This window comes from Enterobacter sp. 200527-13 (assembly GCF_027924865.1).
GTDB lineage: Bacteria > Pseudomonadota > Gammaproteobacteria > Enterobacterales > Enterobacteriaceae > Enterobacter > Enterobacter ludwigii.
The window spans coordinates 1-16,574 of sequence record NZ_BSCM01000004.1 but is presented as its reverse complement, the minus strand read 5'-3'; the positions used below and the strand labels follow the sequence as shown (position 1 = coordinate 16,574).

The 16,574-nt window shown below is 56.0% G+C and carries 10 protein-coding genes; 9 read left to right on the top strand and 1 reads right to left on the bottom strand.

Annotation, left to right across the window (positions count from 1 at the left end):
• Positions 1 to 77 precede the first annotated feature (77 nt).
• The 8 genes from QMG44_RS14795 to recD all read left to right on the top strand — a co-directional run bounded on the left by QMG44_RS14795 (position 78) and on the right by recD (position 13,564).
• Positions 78 to 542, top strand: a complete 465-nt coding sequence (locus QMG44_RS14795) for a prepilin peptidase-dependent protein (RefSeq protein WP_068794980.1) — start codon at positions 78 to 80, stop codon at positions 540 to 542.
• Positions 533 to 1,093: a prepilin peptidase-dependent protein gene (locus QMG44_RS14790; protein ID WP_025203343.1), complete on the top strand. Its 561-nt coding sequence runs from the start codon at positions 533 to 535 to the stop codon at positions 1,091 to 1,093. The genes QMG44_RS14795 and QMG44_RS14790 overlap by 10 nt, the downstream gene beginning before the upstream one ends.
• The gene (locus QMG44_RS14785; RefSeq protein ID WP_086532154.1) at positions 1,090 to 1,491 is read left to right on the top strand and encodes a DUF2509 family protein; all 402 of its coding nucleotides are present in this window, start codon (positions 1,090 to 1,092) and stop codon (positions 1,489 to 1,491) included. The genes QMG44_RS14790 and QMG44_RS14785 overlap by 4 nt, the downstream gene beginning before the upstream one ends.
• Entirely contained in the window at positions 1,476 to 1,799 is a 324-nt protein-coding gene (locus QMG44_RS14780; protein ID WP_014171443.1) for a prepilin-type N-terminal cleavage/methylation domain-containing protein, read from the top strand. Before QMG44_RS14785 ends, QMG44_RS14780 begins: the two co-directional genes overlap by 16 nt.
• Positions 1,800 to 1,811: 12 nt before the next feature.
• Positions 1,812 to 5,186, top strand: coding sequence for an exodeoxyribonuclease V subunit gamma (gene recC, locus QMG44_RS14775; protein ID WP_086532155.1), 3,375 nt, complete (start codon positions 1,812 to 1,814; stop codon positions 5,184 to 5,186).
• Between the two features lie 139 nt (positions 5,187 to 5,325).
• The gene (gene ptrA / locus QMG44_RS14770; protein ID WP_020883783.1) at positions 5,326 to 8,208 is read left to right on the top strand and encodes a pitrilysin; all 2,883 of its coding nucleotides are present in this window, start codon (positions 5,326 to 5,328) and stop codon (positions 8,206 to 8,208) included.
• The gene (gene recB / locus QMG44_RS14765; RefSeq protein WP_025203347.1) at positions 8,205 to 11,747 is read left to right on the top strand and encodes an exodeoxyribonuclease V subunit beta; all 3,543 of its coding nucleotides are present in this window, start codon (positions 8,205 to 8,207) and stop codon (positions 11,745 to 11,747) included. Before ptrA ends, recB begins: the two co-directional genes overlap by 4 nt.
• Positions 11,744 to 13,564, top strand: a complete 1,821-nt coding sequence (gene recD, locus QMG44_RS14760) for an exodeoxyribonuclease V subunit alpha (protein WP_086532156.1) — start codon at positions 11,744 to 11,746, stop codon at positions 13,562 to 13,564. The genes recB and recD overlap by 4 nt, the downstream gene beginning before the upstream one ends.
• A gap of 34 nt (positions 13,565 to 13,598) precedes the next feature.
• Here the strand turns inward: recD and argA are convergent, their stop codons facing one another.
• A complete protein-coding gene (gene argA, locus QMG44_RS14755) occupies positions 13,599 to 14,930 on the bottom strand; it encodes an amino-acid N-acetyltransferase (RefSeq protein ID WP_020883786.1) in 1,332 nt (443 codons plus the stop codon).
• Between the two features lie 227 nt (positions 14,931 to 15,157).
• On the opposite strand from argA, the gene amiC reads away from it, so the two are divergent.
• Positions 15,158 to 16,411, top strand: coding sequence for an N-acetylmuramoyl-L-alanine amidase AmiC (amiC, locus tag QMG44_RS14750; protein ID WP_020883787.1), 1,254 nt, complete (start codon positions 15,158 to 15,160; stop codon positions 16,409 to 16,411).
• Positions 16,412 to 16,574: the final 163 nt, after the last annotated feature.

The window sequence follows — 16,574 nt, the reverse complement described above, 5'->3', positions numbered from 1 at the left end:
TAACTTTCCTTGATAAGGGCTCGTAAAACGGTCATCCGTTGCTCGTCAATTCCAGGCCATTTCGCCACACTCCCGGCATGAAAAAAGAGAACGGTTTTACGCTTATCGAAACCCTGGTGGCTATCTCGCTGGTGGTCATTCTCAGCGCCTCCGGGCTATACGGCTGGGACAACTGGCAACGGCAGCAACGGCTCTGGCAAACCGCCGGGCAGGTGCGTGATTACCTGGTATTTCTGCGTAATGACGCAAACCGGCACAACCGTGACCACCAGGTCTCACTGCGGCGCGACAGGGGCGTCACCTGTCTGATGAGCGCATTCGTGCAGGGCTGTGATAAGGGCAGTCCGTTTGTATTTATTCCCCTGTGGCCGGAGGTCACGGTAAGTGAAATAACGCCGTTATTTGGCTTCTATGGACTCAGGGATACGGCATGGGCAGGGCGAATACGCCTGCAAAGTCGTGCAGGAGAATGGCTCGTCATTGTCTCGAATGGAGGGCGAATCAGGATGTGCAATGTCACAGGAGAAGGTTCATGTCCCTAAACCAGCAGGGTTTCTCACTGATGGAAGTTCTGATTGCCACGGCGATCAGCAGTCTTTTACTGATAAGCGCCTCGCGCTTTTTACCGGGCTTGCAGCGGGCTGTTTTACAGCAATCCGGTCAGCGGGAGCTTGAGGAGGAGGTGTGGCAACGCCTTTTTTCCCTCGGCAAACAGCTTCAGCGTGCGGGGTATTGCGCCGGAAACTGTGCGGGGCAGGGACTGACGATCGGCAGGCAAGGTCGCTGTGTCATTGTACGGTGGGATGCAAACAGTAACGGTAACTGGGATAGCTCGTCTTCGGAAAACGACAGCACAGGTTTTCGTCTGGAATCAGGTGCACTGGAGACCCTGCATGGGGCGACCTCATGTGAGGGTAAAGGATGGGAGAAACTCACTGACCCCAACAGGCTTCTCATCCAGCACTTTGTGGTGAGTCAAGTTGAGCATGCGGGGTTTGCCCCCCAGTTGAATATTGAAATGACCGCCCTTCGTCAGGGCGAGCAGGGGGCGCCCTGTCAGGCTTTTTATGGCGTCACGGGGTACAACCTGTGAACCGGCAGCGCGGAATGTCCTCGCTGGCGCTGGTATTACTTTTACTGGTGTTGGGCACGCTGATCCTCACCGGCCTCAATCAGCAGCTGACCACGTTTAGCGCACTGGTGGGCGGTGAGAGCCGCTCGGTTCAACAGCAGGCATCCGTGCAGTCAGCGCTTGAATGGGGACGCGTTCAGAGCTGGTTGTCTGAGCCTGAGATCCAGTGCAAAAAGGTATCGGCATGGCGAGTTTGCCTGCGGCTACTGAATGAAACGCGTGTGCTGCTTATCGCCGGGAGTGATGACCTGCTGCTATGGCGCAGAGGCGAAATCATCGACGGTAAGATCCATTTCTCGCCACACGGCTGGAGTGATTTTTGTCCGCTTAAGGAGAATGCGTTATGCCAGCTGCCGTGAGCAGAGAAAAAGGCTTTAGCATGGTTGAGGTATTACTGGCGATGATGCTGCTGGTGATGATCGTCACGGCACTGTCGGGTTATCAGCGGGCACTGGCGACGCGGTTCTCCATGTTTAATCAGTATCGTCAGCTCTGGCACCATGCCTGGAATCAGTCTCAGCTTTCAACAATTGCTCTCCCGGCAGGCTGGCAGGTCAGTCGGGGGCAGACAACACTCTCTGGATGTGTCAGCATCACGGTTACACTTATTTCTCCTCTGGGGCGGCGCGGCGAGATGACGCGTCTGCATTGCCCGGTTAGCCAGTAGTCGGGAGCGTCTATGTTAAGGGTCTACCACTCAAATCGTCTGGATGTGCTGGAAGCGCTGATGGAATTTATCGTTGAGCGCGAGCGGCTTGACGATCCTTTTGAGCCAGAAATGGTGCTGGTGCAGAGCACCGGTATGGCGCAGTGGCTGCAGATGTCGCTTTCGCGTAAATTCGGCATTGCCGCAAATATCGATTTCCCGCTGCCCGCAAGTTTTATCTGGGAGATGTTTGTCCGCGTGTTGCCGGACATCCCGGAACAGAGTGCCTTCAACAAGCAAAGCATGAGCTGGAAGCTGATGGCATTGTTGCCGGACATGCTGCAGCATGATGAATTCGTCATGCTACGCCACTACCTCAATGACGACACCGATAAACGCAAGCTGTTCCAGCTGGCATCGCGCACCGCCGATCTCTATGACCAGTATCTGGTGTATCGCCCGGAATGGCTGACTCGCTGGGAAGCGGGCGAGCGGGTCGACGGGTTACCGGAGGCGCAAGTCTGGCAGGCACCGCTCTGGAAAGCGCTGGTGGAACACACTGAGAAACTCGGCCAGCCGAAGTGGCACCGTGCAAACCTCTACCAGCGGTTTATCTCCATACTGGAAAACAGCGCTGAGCGACCAGCCCGGCTGCCCTCTCGCGTGTTTATCTGCGGCATCTCGGCGCTGCCACCGGTGTATTTGCAGGCGCTGAGTGCGCTGGGTAAACACATCGACATACATATCCTCTTTACCAATCCGTGTCGCCAGTACTGGGGCGACATTCAGGATGAACGCTGGCTTTCGCGGCTGGTGTCTCGTCAGAGACGACGCCTGTTTGAAGAGCGTACCGTGCCACTGTTTAAAGACAGCGCGTCTGCCGCACAGCTATTTGATGAGCACGGCATTCAAAATCTGCCGAACCCGCTGCTTGCCTCCTGGGGAAAGCTGGGCCGTGACTACATTCACATGCTCTCAGACATCACGTCGTCAGGCGAAGGGGATGTGGATGCCTTCGTCGAGATCGCTCCGGATAGCCTGCTGCATAATATCCAGCTCGACATTCTGGATCTCGAAAACCGCGCCGTCATGGGCGTTACGGCGAAAGAATTTGAACGCAGCGACAGTAAGCGCAAGCTGGACGGCGACGATCGCAGCGTCACGATCCACGTTTGCCACAGCCCGCAGCGCGAGGTTGAAGTCCTTCACGATCAACTGCTGGCGATGCTGCAGGACGATCCTGAGCTGACGCCACGTGACATTGTGGTGATGGTGGCGGATATCGACAGTTACAGTCCCTTTATTCAGGCTGTTTTTGGGAGTGCGACGGGTGAACGCTACCTGCCGTACGCCATTTCTGACCGACGGGCCCGCCAGTCTCATCCGGCCTTGCAGGCCTTTATTACTTTGCTTTCATTACCGGATAGCCGGTTTATCTCCGAAGATGTCCTGGCATTACTGGATGTCCCAGTCCTGGCCGCACGTTTCAATATTAATGAAGAGGGGCTGCGTTACCTTCGTCAGTGGGTTAACGAGTCCGGCGTACGCTGGGGCATTGATGATGACAACGTTCAGGCGTTCGAGCTTCCTCCTACCGGCCAGCACACCTGGCGGTTTGGCCTGACGCGTATGCTGCTGGGCTATGCGATGGAAAGCAGCCAGGGCGAGTGGAATGAAGTCCTGCCCTACGATGAGTCCAGCGGGTTGATCGCTGAACTGGTCGGTCATTTAGCTTCCCTGTTGATGCAACTTAACCGCTGGCGGCTTGAGTTGATGCAGTCGCGTCCGCTGGATTCGTGGCTCCCGGTTTGCAGGGCATTGCTCAATGATTTCTTCCTGCCGGACAGTGATACCGAAGCCGCTATGGCGCTCATTGAAACGCAGTGGCAGGCAATCGTCGAAGAGGGCGTGAGTTCCCACTATAACGAGGCTATCCCGTTGTCATTGCTGCGCGATGAGCTGACGCAACGGCTCGATCAGGAGCGAATTAGCCAGCGTTTCCTGGCAGGCCCAATCAATATTTGCACCCTGATGCCAATGCGTTCTATCCCGTTTAAAGTGGTGTGCCTGCTCGGAATGAATGACGGTATATACCCACGCGCCCTGGCACCACTGGGTTTTGATCTGATGAGTGCGAATCCAAAGCGGGGCGATCGTAGCCGTCGCGACGATGACCGCTATCTCTTCCTTGAGGCGCTCATTTCGGCTCAACGTCAGCTGTATATCAGCTATATCGGCCGTTCTATCCAGGACAACAGCGAGCGCTTTCCTTCTGTTCTGGTGCAGGAACTGGTGGATTATATCGGGCAGAGCCACTATCTGGCGGGGGATGAAGCCCGTAACTGTGATGAAAGCGCGCAGCGGGTGAAGGCGCATATCACCCGCTTCCATAGCCGCATGCCGTTTGACCCGGTGAACTACGTGGTCAGCGATCATCAGAGCTATGCCCACGAATGGCTGCCTGCGGCGAAAAAAGAGGGGAGAGCGCATACCGATTTCATTCAGGAGCTTGATCCTCGCCCGATAGACACCCTGACCTTCGAACAGCTTCAGCGGTTTTGGGGGCATCCGGTACGCGCTTTCTTCCAGCAACGGTTGCAGGTCAATTTCCGTTCTGAAGAGAGTGAAATTCCTGATGCAGAGCCGTTTACGCTGGAAGGGCTGGAGCGGTATCAGTTAAACCTGCAGCTACTGAACGCGCTGGTTGAAGAGGAAGATGCCGACAAGCTTTACCGCCGCTACCGTGCTGCGGGGCAGTTACCCTACGGGGCGTTCGGAGAAATTGTCTGGGAGGCGCAGCGCCAGGAGATGGAAGCTCTAGCAGAACGCGTGAGGGAATGCCGGCAACCCGGAACCAGTCTTGAAATCGATCTCAACTGCCAGGGTGTGCAGCTCACGGGCTGGCTAACTCAGGTACAGCCGGATGGGCTCCTGCGCTGGCGTCCTTCCATGCTTAGCGTTTCACAAGGTTTGCAACTCTGGCTCGAACATCTTGTCTACAGTGCTGGCGGCCATAAAGGCGAAAGCCGTATTTTTGTCCGCAAAGAGGGCGAATGGCGCTTTCCACCGATGGACGCAGAGCAGGCGTTACGTTATTTATCCTTGTACGTTGAAGGCTACCTGCGGGGAATGAATAAACCGCTCCTGCTACTGCCCGAGAGCGGTGGCGCCTGGATAAAAGCTTGTTATGACGCACAGAATGATGCCATGTTAACGGATGACGCTTCACTGCAAAAAGCACGGAGTAAATTCATGCAGGTGTATGAAGGTAACATGATGGTGCGCGGCGAAGGTGAGGATGTCTGGTATCAACGTTTATGGCGAACGCTTGAGCCTGAATACTTCGAGGCTATCACGGAAGAAGCACAACGCTACCTGTTACCGTTGTTCAAATTTAATCAGTCCTGAGCGCTGTATAAAAATTGCGCAGTATGGGGTGTTCATTTATGATGCACTTCTTATCACGGACTGATGTACCCAAAGAAAGAGATGTTGGTGAGTCCAGCACGCAGTTTGTTAATGATGTAGCCGTGATAAAGAGGTCGTAATGCCAGGCAGCACCTTGTTCAAAGCGTTTGTTTTGTTTGTCGCCCTTTGGGCACCTTTCACTCAGGCAGGCTCCGGTTGGCAACCCATTCAGGAAACTATCCGTAAGAGCGAAAAAGATACCCGTCAGTATCAGGCTATTCGCCTTGATAACGGGATGACTGTGCTGCTGGTTTCCGATCCGCAGGCGGTGAAATCCCTGTCGGCACTGGTGGTGCCGGTTGGGTCGCTGGAAGATCCGGAAGCCCACCCTGGGCTTGCACACTATCTGGAACATATGACGCTTATGGGTTCCAAAAAATACCCACAGCCAGATAGCCTGTCCGAATTTCTCAAAATGCATGGCGGCAGCCACAACGCCAGCACGGCGCCGTACCGTACAGCCTTCTATCTCGAAGTTGAGAATGATGCGCTGGGAGGTGCAGTGGATCGTCTGGCGGATTCTATCGCGGCTCCCCTGCTGGATAAAAAATACGCTGACCGCGAACGCAATGCCGTTAATGCTGAACTGACCCTTGCCCGTACGCGAGACGGGATGCGCATGGCGCAGGTGAGTGCAGAAACCATTAACCCGGCGCACCCGGGATCGCGTTTTTCCGGTGGTAACCTGGAGACGCTGAGCGATAAACCGAACAGCCCGGTGCTGGATGCCCTGCATGCCTTTCGCGATAAATACTACTCCGCCAATCTGATGAAAGCGGTCATCTACAGCAACAAACCGTTGCCTGAGCTGGCAAGCATGGCGGCACAGACGTTTGGCCGGGTACCGAATAAAAATATCGACCTGCCGCAGATAAACGTTCCTGTGGTCACGGACGCGCAAAAAGGGATCGTTATCCACTACGTTCCTGCACTGCCGCGTAAAGTGTTACGCGTTGAGTTCCGCATTGATAACAATACGGCGCAGTTTCGCAGCAAAACCGATGAACTGGTCACCTACCTGATTGGCAACCGTAGCCCGGGAACACTTTCTGACTGGCTGCAAAAACAAGGGCTAGTGGAAGGTATCCGTGCCGACTCCGATCCGGTTGTGAACGGCAATAGCGGCGTGCTGGCGATCTCCGCCACCCTGACTGACAAAGGTCTGGCTCACCGTGATGACGTCGTGGCGGCTATCTTCAGCTACCTCTCTTTGCTGCGCGATAAAGGCGTCGATAAACGTTACTTTGATGAACTGGCGCACGTGCTGGATCTCGATTTCCGTTATCCGTCCATTACCCGCGACATGGATTACGTTGAGTGGCTGGCAGATACCATGATCCGTGTGCCGGTGGAACATACCCTCGACGCGGTCAATATTGCCGACCAGTATGACGCCGACGCGGTAAAAGCCCGCCTGGCGATGATGACGCCGCAGAATGCCCGCGTCTGGTATATCAGCCCGAACGAACCGCATAACAAAATGGCCTATTTTGTCGATGCCCCTTATCAGGTGGATAAAATCAGTGACCAGACCTTCGCCGACTGGCAGAAAAAGGCCGGTGAGATCGCGCTTAAATTGCCGGAGCTGAACCCCTACATTCCGGATGATTTCTCGCTGATTAAAACCACGAAAGCCTATCCGCACCCGGAACTTATCGTTGATGAGCCGACGCTGCGCGTGGTGTATACGCCAAGCCGCTATTTCGCGAGTGAACCGAAAGCCGATGTGAGCGTGGTTCTGCGTAACCCAAAAGCAATGAACAGCGCTAAAAATCAGGTGATGTTTGCGCTCAATGACTATCTTGCCGGTATCGCACTCGATCAGCTTAGCAATCAGGCGGCCGTCGGCGGGATAAGCTTTTCGACCAACGCCAATAACGGTCTGATGGTCAATGCCAACGGCTACACCCAGCGTCTGCCGCAGCTGTTCCAGGCGTTACTGGAAGGTTATTTCAGCTATACCCCGACGGAAGAGCAACTTGAGCAGGCCAAATCCTGGTATGCGCAGATGATGGATTCTGCCGAGAAGGGTAAAGCGTATGACCTGGCGCTCATGCCGACGCAAATGCTTTCGCAAATTCCCTATTTCCAGCGCGAAGATCGCCGGGCGCTACTGCCCTCTATCACCTTAAAAGATGTGCTGGCGTATCGTGATGCGCTGAAAACGAACACGCGTCCGGAGTTCCTTATCGTCGGAAACATGAGTGACGTACAGGCTAAAACACTGGCAGAAAATGTCCGTACGCAGCTTGGTTCGAAAGGCGACGAGTGGTGCCGCAACCAGGACGTACTGGTTGAGAAAAAACAGAATGTGATTTTTGAAAAGGCGGGTAACAGCACGGATTCAGCCCTGGCCGCTGTGTTTGTACCCACGGGTTATGATGAATTCACCAGTACCGCGCAGAGTGCGGTGCTGGGGCAGATTATTCAGCCGTGGTTCTACAACCAGCTGCGTACAGAAGAGCAGCTTGGTTACGCGGTCTTTGCCTTCTCCATGAACGTAGGTCGCCAGTGGGGGCTGGGCTTCCTGCTGCAAAGCAGTGATAAACAGCCTGCTTATCTCTGGCAGCGTTATCAGGCATTCTTCCCACAGGCGGAAGCGAAGCTGCGGGCGATGAAGCCGGAGGAGTTTGCTCAGATTCAGCAGGCCGTCATCGCGCAGGTGATGCAGCCGCCGCAGACGCTGGGTGAAGAAGCATCACAACTGAGCAAAGATTTTGATCGCGGTAATCTGAAATTTGATTCGCGTGATAAAGTAGTGGCCGAGATAAAACAGCTGACGCCGCAGAAGGTTGCTGATTTCTTCCACCAGGCGGTGGTTAAACCGCAGGGAATGGCGATTCTGTCGCAGGTTTCCGGTAGTCAGAACGGGAAAACGGACTACGTTAACCCGAAAGGCTGGACGATCTGGAAGAGCGTCAGCGCGCTGCAGCAATCTATGCCCTGGAGTAAGAAAGAATGACCGATACCGCTGAGCCCCTTAATCCCTTACGTTTACCTCTACAGGGTGAACGATTGATTGAAGCCTCAGCGGGAACGGGAAAAACCTTCACCATCGCCGCGCTCTATCTGCGTCTTCTGTTAGGGCTTGGTGGTAACGCCGCTTTTCCACGTCCGTTAAGCGTGGAAGAGCTACTGGTGGTCACCTTCACCGAGGCCGCTACCGCTGAGCTGCGCGGTCGTATTCGTGCCAATATTCATGAGCTGCGCATCGCCTGCCTGCGCCAGACCACGGATAACCCTCTCTACGCCAGCCTTCTTGAAGAGATTGCAGATAAGCAACAGGCCGCCCAGTGGCTGCTGTTGGCGGAACGGCAGATGGACGAAGCGTCCGTTTTCACCATTCATGGTTTTTGTCAGCGCATGCTGAGCCTGAATGCGTTTGAATCCGGAATGCTGTTTGAACAGCAGCTCATTGAAGATGAATCTGTGCTTCGCTATCAGGCCTGTGCGGATTTCTGGCGTCGCCACTGTTACCCTTTATCGCGCGATATCGCTGAAGCGGTCCATGCGTTGTGGAAAGGTCCCGAAGAGCTTCTTCGCGCTATCGACCGTTATCTTCAGGGCGAAGCGCCGGTTATCAAATCTCCGCCACCTGCAGACGAAACGCTGGCTTCACGTCATGAAAAGATTGTCGGAAAAATTGCTGCGCTCAAGCAAAAATGGAATGCGTCCGTCGGTGAGATTGAGGCGATCATCGAAAACTCCGGGATCGACAGACGTAAATTTAACCGCGGCAACCAGGGTAAATGGATCGAGAAGATCAGCGCCTGGGCGCAGGAAGAGACGCGCGGTTATCAGCTTCCGGACGCACTGGAGAAATTCTCGCAGCGTTTTTTGATTGAGCGAACTAAAGCCGACGGCATTGTGCCTGAGCATCCTCTGTTTGTTGCGATTGAATCGCTGCTCGCTGAGCCACTCACGCTCAATGACCTGATGATCACCCGCGCCATGACGGAAATTCGCGAAGCCGTATCACGTGAGAAACGTCGCCGTGGCGAACTGGGTTTTGACGATATGCTGAGCCGCCTTGATGCGGCGCTGTGCAGTGAAAACGGCAAAGCCCTTGCCTGCGCGATCCGCACCCGCTTCCCGGTAGCCATGATTGACGAATTTCAGGATACGGACCCTCAGCAGTACCGTATTTTCCGCCGCATCTGGCGACAACAGCCCGACACCGCACTGTTGTTAATCGGCGATCCGAAACAGGCCATTTACGCCTTCCGCGGTGCGGATATTTTCACCTACATGAAGGCCCGCAGTGAGGTAGAGGCGCACTATACGCTGGATACCAACTGGCGCTCTTCCCCGGGCATGGTGCAAAGCGTCAATGCGCTGTTTAGCCGCATGGATACGGCGTTTATGTTCCGTGAGATCCCCTTTCAGCCGGTAAAGTTTGCCGCAAAAAATAGCTCGTTGCGTTTCGAATTCAACGGGATAACGCAGCCAGCCATGAACTTCTGGCTGCTGGACGGCGAAGGCTGTGGCGTCGCGGACTATCAAAATGCCATGGCCCAGCATTGTGCCGCGCAGATCCGTGACTGGCTCAGCGCTGGTGCGCGTGGCGAGGCGCTGTTGTGGAAGGAAAATGAGTCAGCCCCCGTGAAGGCGTCTGATATCACGGTGCTGGTGCGCAGTCGTCAGGAGGCGTCGCTGATCCGCGATGCGCTTACCCTGCTGAACATCCCGTCCGTGTACCTCTCAAACCGTGACAGCGTTTTTGAAACCCTGGAAGCACAGGAGATGCTGTGGCTGCTTCAGGCCGTGCTGTCCCCGGAGCGCGAAAGTACGCTTCGCAGCGCACTAGCCAGCGCAATGCTCGGTCTGAACGCCCGTGACATTGATGCACTCAATAATGACGAAGCCGCATGGGATGCGGTCGTCGAAGAGTTCGTTCACTACCGTGAGCGATGGCAGAAGCGCGGTGTGATGGCGATGGTGCGCGAGCTCATGGCGAAGCGACACCTTGCGGAGAATATGCTCGCGACAGCAGGCGGTGAACGCCGTCTGACCGACATTTTACATATCAGTGAGCTGTTGCAGGAGGCGGGCACGCAGCTTGAAAGCGAACATGCTCTGGTGCGCTGGCTGGCGCAACAGATTGCCGACCCAAACAGCAACGCCTCCAGCCAGCAGATGCGTCTTGAGAGTGATAAACATCTGGTACAGATCGTCACGATTCACAAGTCGAAAGGCCTGGAGTATCCGCTGGTCTGGCTGCCGTTTATCGCCAATTACCGCGTGCAGGATCAGGCCTTTTACCACGATCGCGAGTCGTTCGACGCGGTGCTCGATCTCAGTAAAGCGGAGTCCAGCGTTGAGCTGGCCGAGGCCGAACGTCTGGCAGAAGATTTACGCCTGCTCTACGTGGCATTGACCCGTTCGGTCTGGCACTGCAGCCTGGGCGTGGCGCCGCTGTTCCGCCGTCGTGGCGACAAGTCGGGGGAGAGCGATTTCCACCTGAGCGCGCTGGGGCGACTCATTCAGCTCGGTGAGCCCAAAGATGCTGCCGGATTGCGCCAGTGCATCGAGTCGCTGTGCGGCGAGCATGTTGCCCTGCACATTCCGTCGCCACCCGATAACAGCCGCTGGCAGATGCCGGACTGGCGGGAATCTGAACTGGAAGCCCGGCAGATTCTGCGCACCATTGCCGACGACTGGCGCGTTACCAGCTACTCCGGGTTACAGCAGCACGGGCAGAGCATTGCGCAGGACCTGATGCCAAAGCTGGATATTGATGCCGCCGGAGCCGGTAGCGTGCCGGTTGAGCCTGCGCTTACGCCGCATCAATTTCCACGCGGCGCGTCACCGGGAACCTTTTTGCATAGCCTGTTTGAAGAGCTGGATTTTACCCAGCCGGTCTCTGACGAATGGGTCCTGAAGATGTTACAGAGTGGGGGCTATGATGCACAATGGCAGCCGGTCCTCACCGAGTGGATCCGCGCTATTCTGCACGCCCCGCTCACGGCAGAGGGCCTCTCTCTCAGCCAGTTGACCGCCAAAGATAAACAGGTGGAGATGGAGTTTTACCTTCCCATCGCCAGCCCGCTGCGGGCTGACGCGCTTGATGCGGTGATCCGCGAGTATGACCCGTTGTCCGCCGGTTGCCCGCCGCTGAACTTCCGCCAGGTGCAGGGGATGTTAAAAGGCTTTATCGACCTGGTTTTCCGTCACGAAGGGCGCTACTACCTGCTGGATTACAAATCAAACTGGCTGGGTGAGAACAGCGAAGCCTACACCCAGCAGGCGATGGCATCCGCCATGCAAATGCATCGCTACGATCTGCAGTACCAGCTCTATACTCTGGCGCTGCATCGTTATCTGCGCCATCGCATTGCTGACTACCGTTACGAAGAGCACTTTGGTGGGGTGATTTACCTTTTCCTGCGCGGTGTGGATGCGGCTGACCCGCGTTCAGGCATCTTTAGCACACGCCCGCATGCGGCACTGATTGAGAAAATGGATAACTTATTTGCAGCAAACACGGAGGAAGTGGCATGACGATGCAGGAATTGTTGCTGGAAGCGGTAGAACAGCGACTACTGCGCCACCTGGACGTACAGTTCGCCATGATGGTGTCCGGTGATGAGCCTGCCGTGATGCTCGCCGCTGCCATCCTGAGCAAAGACGCAGGGGAAGGGCACGTTTGCCTGCCGCTTTCGCGTCTGGTGATGGATGAGAAAATGCCCGCGGCCCTGCAGTCCTGTTTTGCACTGCTGGGAGAATCCGTGGACTGGCCGACGGTGTTGCACCGTTCGCCTGCCGTCAGCGCAGCCGATAGCCAGACACCCATGATCCTGACGGGCGATCGTTTGTATCTCAACCGACTGTGGCGTAATGAACTGGCGGTCGCGCGTTTTTTCAGCGAGACCAATGCGCCTCTTCCCTGCGATGAAGCCCAACTGCGGCAAACGCTGGATACCTTGTTTACCTCTGTTGAGGCGACAGACTGGCAGAAAGTGGCGGCAGCCGTGGCCTTAACACGGCGGATCTCCGTCATCTCTGGCGGCCCGGGAACCGGTAAAACCACCACCGTGGCCAAACTGCTTGCCGCCCTGATTCAGTTATCAGGTGAGCAAAAGTGCCGTATTCGTCTGGCGGCCCCTACCGGCAAAGCGGCGGCGCGCCTGACCGAGTCGTTAGGTGGTGCGCTGCAGAAGTTGCCACTCACCGGGGAGCAGCTTGCCCTTTTCCCAAACGAAGCCAGCACGCTGCACCGGCTGCTGGGCGCTCAGCCGGGAAGTCAGCGTCTGCGCTATCACGCCGGTAACCCGTTGCATCTGGATGTGCTGGTGGTGGATGAGGCGTCAATGATCGACCTGACGATGATGGCGCGGTTGATTGATGCTCTGCCAGCGCACGCCCGCGTCATTTTCCTGGGCGATCGCGACCAGCTTGCCTCGGTGGAAGCCGGGGCGGTGCTGGGAGATATCTGCACTTATGCAAGCCTGGGATATACCGCTGAACGCGCTGAGGAGCTGTCCCGTCTGACCGGCTGTTCGCTCGCCAGTGAAAACCATTCCCTTGCGGGGGCGCTGCGCGACAGCCTGTGCCTGCTGCAAAAAAGCTACCGTTTCGGCAGCGACTCGGGCATCGGTCAGCTGGCTTCGGCTGTGAACAGAGGCGACCGGCAGATGACCTGTGCGGTATTTGACGGTCAATTCACCGATATCGAGAAAAAATCGCTGCAAACCGGGGAAGAGTATCAGGCGATGCTTGATGACGCCCTGCAGGGGTATCAGCATTTCCTGACGGGTGTACAACAGCAATGCACGCCCGCACAGGCGCTCGCCGCCTTTGGCGAGTATCAGCTACTGTGCGCACTGAGGGAAGGGTCATTTGGCGTAAGCGGTCTGAACGACAGGTTCGAACAGCTGCTGGGCCAGAAACGCAAAATCCACCGCACCCCGCACTCGCGCTGGTATGAGGGACGCCCGGTGATGATCGCCCGCAACGATAGCGCGCTGGGGTTGTTTAACGGGGATATCGGGATTGCCCTCGATCGTGGACTGGGGCTGCGCGTCTGGTTCCAGATGCCGGATGGAAGCGTGAAGTCCGTTCAGCCCAGCCGTCTGCCTGAACATGAAACGGCCTGGGCAATGACGGTGCATAAGTCTCAGGGCTCCGAGTTCAACCATGCGGCGCTGATCCTGCCGACACAGCTTTCGCCCGTTATTACCCGCGAACTGATTTATACCGCCATTACGCGCGCGCGTCAGCGCCTGTCGCTGTATGCCGATGAGCGCGTACTGCTACATGCGATTGCCACCCGCACGGAACGTCGAAGCGGCCTGAGCGCGATATTTGAATCCCTTTAAGCGATAGCCCCCACCGGGTGGTGAGGGCTTCGTATTATCCCAGATCGGCCATCAGCACTTTTGACCGGCGCTGATAGTTGTACATCTCTTTCTTACTCTCCGGCAGTGATTCAATGTCCACCGGTGTAAATCCGCGCTCCTGGAACCAGTGAATGCTGCGCGTAGTCAGCACGAACAGCTTGTTCAGCCCCATCTGACGCGCCTGAGCCGCCACGCGCTCAAGCAGCATTTCACCCCGTGAAGAGCTCCGGTAGTCAGGATGCACCGCCACGCAGGCCATTTCTCCGATCTGCTCTTCCGGGAACGGGTAGAGAGCGGCGCAGGCAATGGTCAGGTTATCGCGCTGAATAATGGTGAATTTGTCGATCTCCATCTCCAGCTGTTCGCGGGAGCGCCGAACCAGAATGCCCTGCTGTTCCAGTGGGCGAATCAGCTCCAGAATTCCGCCGATATCATTGATGGTGGCGCGACGGATCTGCTCCGCGCTCTCCATCACTATCTGGGTGCCGATACCATCGCGGGAGAACAGTTCCTGCAGCAGGGCACCGTCTTCCTGATAGCTGATCAGGTGGCTACGGCGTACGCCGCTGCGACAGGCCTTCACAGCACCGCGCAAAAAACGCACGGTACCCGAGTGGTAATCCCCTTCGGCTTCCAGCGCTTCCACGCGAGCCTGGGCCTCATTCGGGAAGAGCTCTGGCACAATCACCCCTTCATCATTCACGACGCCCTGGGAAGAGCAAAACCCAATCATTTTCTCCGCCTTCAGCTTGATGGCCAACTGAGTGGCAATCTCTTCTGAGGTGAGGTTAAAGCTTTCACCGGTCACGGACACTGCCACAGGCCCCATCAGCACGATGGCACCGCTGTCCAGCTGGCGGTGAATGGCCTCTTCATCGATACGACGAATACGTCCGCTATGGCAATAGTCCACGCCATCGTCCACGCCGAGAGGCTGAGCGATGATAAAATTGCCGCTCACAACGTTGATGTGCGCGCCCTGCAGCGGTGTGTTGTTAAGGCTCATCGACAGGCGAGCGGTGATATCCAGCTGCAGCAGACCCGCCGCCTGTTTCACCAGCTCAAGGGTTTTCGCATCCGTGACGCGGGTATGTTTATGGTAAATCGGCTCGTGGTGATGCGCGGCCAGGTTGGCATCAATCTGCGGGCGCGCGCCATACACCACAACAAGGCGGATCCCGAGGCTGTGCAGCAGGCCAATGTCATTGACGATGCTGGAAAAGTTTTCATGCTCAATGGCTTCGCCGCCGAGCATGATGACAAACGTTTTTCCCCGATGGGCGTTGATATAGGGAACAGAATGGCGGAATCCCTGGACCAGTTCGGTTCTACGTTCCTTCACCATGACACAACCCTTAATGAATGTTTATTCGTAATTTCTGTATTTTTATTCGATTGTGGCCGTGTGTGCAAGCCTAAATTTTCTGCGACCCACAGAAATTGATAAGTAATCCGTGCGTTAGCGTATGAATGTTTACCCTTTTATAGATGACAGTTTATGCGTCATTCGTTAAAGTTTTCGGTCAATTTAGCGATTTTGTAAATCAATCACTTTTCTTGCTCGGGAGAAGCATGTCGGGATCCAATTCAGCAATAAGCCGCCGCCGGTTGTTAAAAGGGGCAGGGGCGATGTGGTTGCTTAGCGTCAGCCAGGTGGGTCTTGCCGCCACCAGTCAGGTGGTGGCGGTGCGCGTCTGGCCGTCGTCGACCTATACACGCGTCACGGTAGAATCCAATCGGGTGCTGAAATATAAGCAATTTGCCCTCAGCAATCCTGAACGTGTGGTGGTGGATCTCGAAGGTGTTAACCTCAACTCTGTGCTTAAGGGAATGGCGGCGCAGATCCGCGGCGACGATCCGTTTATCAAATCGGCGCGCGTGGGTCAGTTTGATCCGCAAACCGTGCGCATGGTGTTTGAGCTGAAGCAAAACGTTAAACCGCAGCTGTTTGCCCTGGCACCTGTTGCGACGTTTAAAGAGCGTCTGGTCATGGATCTCTATCCGGCGAATGCGACGGATATTCAGGATCCGCTGCTGGCATTACTGGAAGACTACAACCAGGGCAACCTGGAGAAGCAGGTGCCACCGGCCCAGAGCGGTCCGCAGCCCGGAAAAGCAGGGCGCGATCGCCCGATTGTGATCATGCTTGATCCTGGCCATGGCGGCGAAGACTCGGGCGCAGTGGGGAAATATCGTACCCGGGAAAAAGATGTGGTGCTGCAAATCGCCCGACGGCTGAAGGCGCTGATCGATAAAGAAGGCAATATGCGCGCCTACATGACGCGAAACGAAGATGTCTTTATTCCACTGAAAGTCCGCGTGGCGAAAGCCCAGAAGCAGCGTGCAGACTTGTTCGTCTCGATTCATGCCGATGCGTTTACCAGCCGCCAGCCGAGCGGTTCGTCGGTGTTTGCGCTCTCGACTAAAGGGGCAACCAGCACCGCCGCAAGATTCCTGGCTGACTCTCAGAACGCCTCGGACCTGATTGGCGGCGTGAGCAAAAGTGGCGACCGCTATGTCGATCACACCATGTTTGATATGGTGCAGTCGCTGACCATCACCGACAGCCTGAAATTTGGTAAAGCGGTGCTGGGCAAGCTAGGCAATGTTAATAAGCTGCACAAAAACAGCGTTGAACAGGCCGGGTTCGCGGTGCTGAAGGCCCCGGATATTCCGTCGATTCTGGTCGAGACCGCGTTTATCAGTAACGTGGAAGAGGAGCGTAAGCTCAGGACGGCAAAATTCCAGCAGGAAGTGGCAGAGTCGATTCTGGCAGGGATCCGGGCGTATTTCTCAGATGGGGCGACGCTGGCAAGGCTTGGGTAGTTGAGTGCGCCGGGTAACCGCCCGGCAGTTTCACACACCGCAGATACAAAAAAACACCCTGAAGGGTGTTTATTGTTTTAGAAGTGTTGGTTGCGGGGGCCGGATTTGAACCGACGACCTTCGGGTTATGAGCCCGACGAGCTACCAGGCTGCTCCACCCCGC

Excerpts from the sequence above, each read along its gene's own strand:
- QMG44_RS14795 (WP_068794980.1), top strand. The coding sequence starts at position 78 with ATGAAAAAAGAGAACGGTTTTACGCTTATCGAAACCCTGGTGGCTATC.
- QMG44_RS14790 (WP_025203343.1), top strand. The coding sequence starts at position 533 with ATGTCCCTAAACCAGCAGGGTTTCTCACTGATGGAAGTTCTGATTGCC.
- QMG44_RS14780 (WP_014171443.1), top strand. The coding sequence starts at position 1,476 with ATGCCAGCTGCCGTGAGCAGAGAAAAAGGCTTTAGCATGGTTGAGGTA.
- recC (WP_086532155.1), top strand. The coding sequence starts at position 1,812 with ATGTTAAGGGTCTACCACTCAAATCGTCTGGATGTGCTGGAAGCGCTG.
- ptrA (WP_020883783.1), top strand. The coding sequence starts at position 5,326 with ATGCCAGGCAGCACCTTGTTCAAAGCGTTTGTTTTGTTTGTCGCCCTT.
- recB (WP_025203347.1), top strand. The coding sequence starts at position 8,205 with ATGACCGATACCGCTGAGCCCCTTAATCCCTTACGTTTACCTCTACAG.
- recD (WP_086532156.1), top strand. The coding sequence starts at position 11,744 with ATGACGATGCAGGAATTGTTGCTGGAAGCGGTAGAACAGCGACTACTG.
- argA (WP_020883786.1), bottom strand. The coding sequence starts at position 14,930 with ATGGTGAAGGAACGTAGAACCGAACTGGTCCAGGGATTCCGCCATTCT.
- amiC (WP_020883787.1), top strand. The coding sequence starts at position 15,158 with ATGTCGGGATCCAATTCAGCAATAAGCCGCCGCCGGTTGTTAAAAGGG.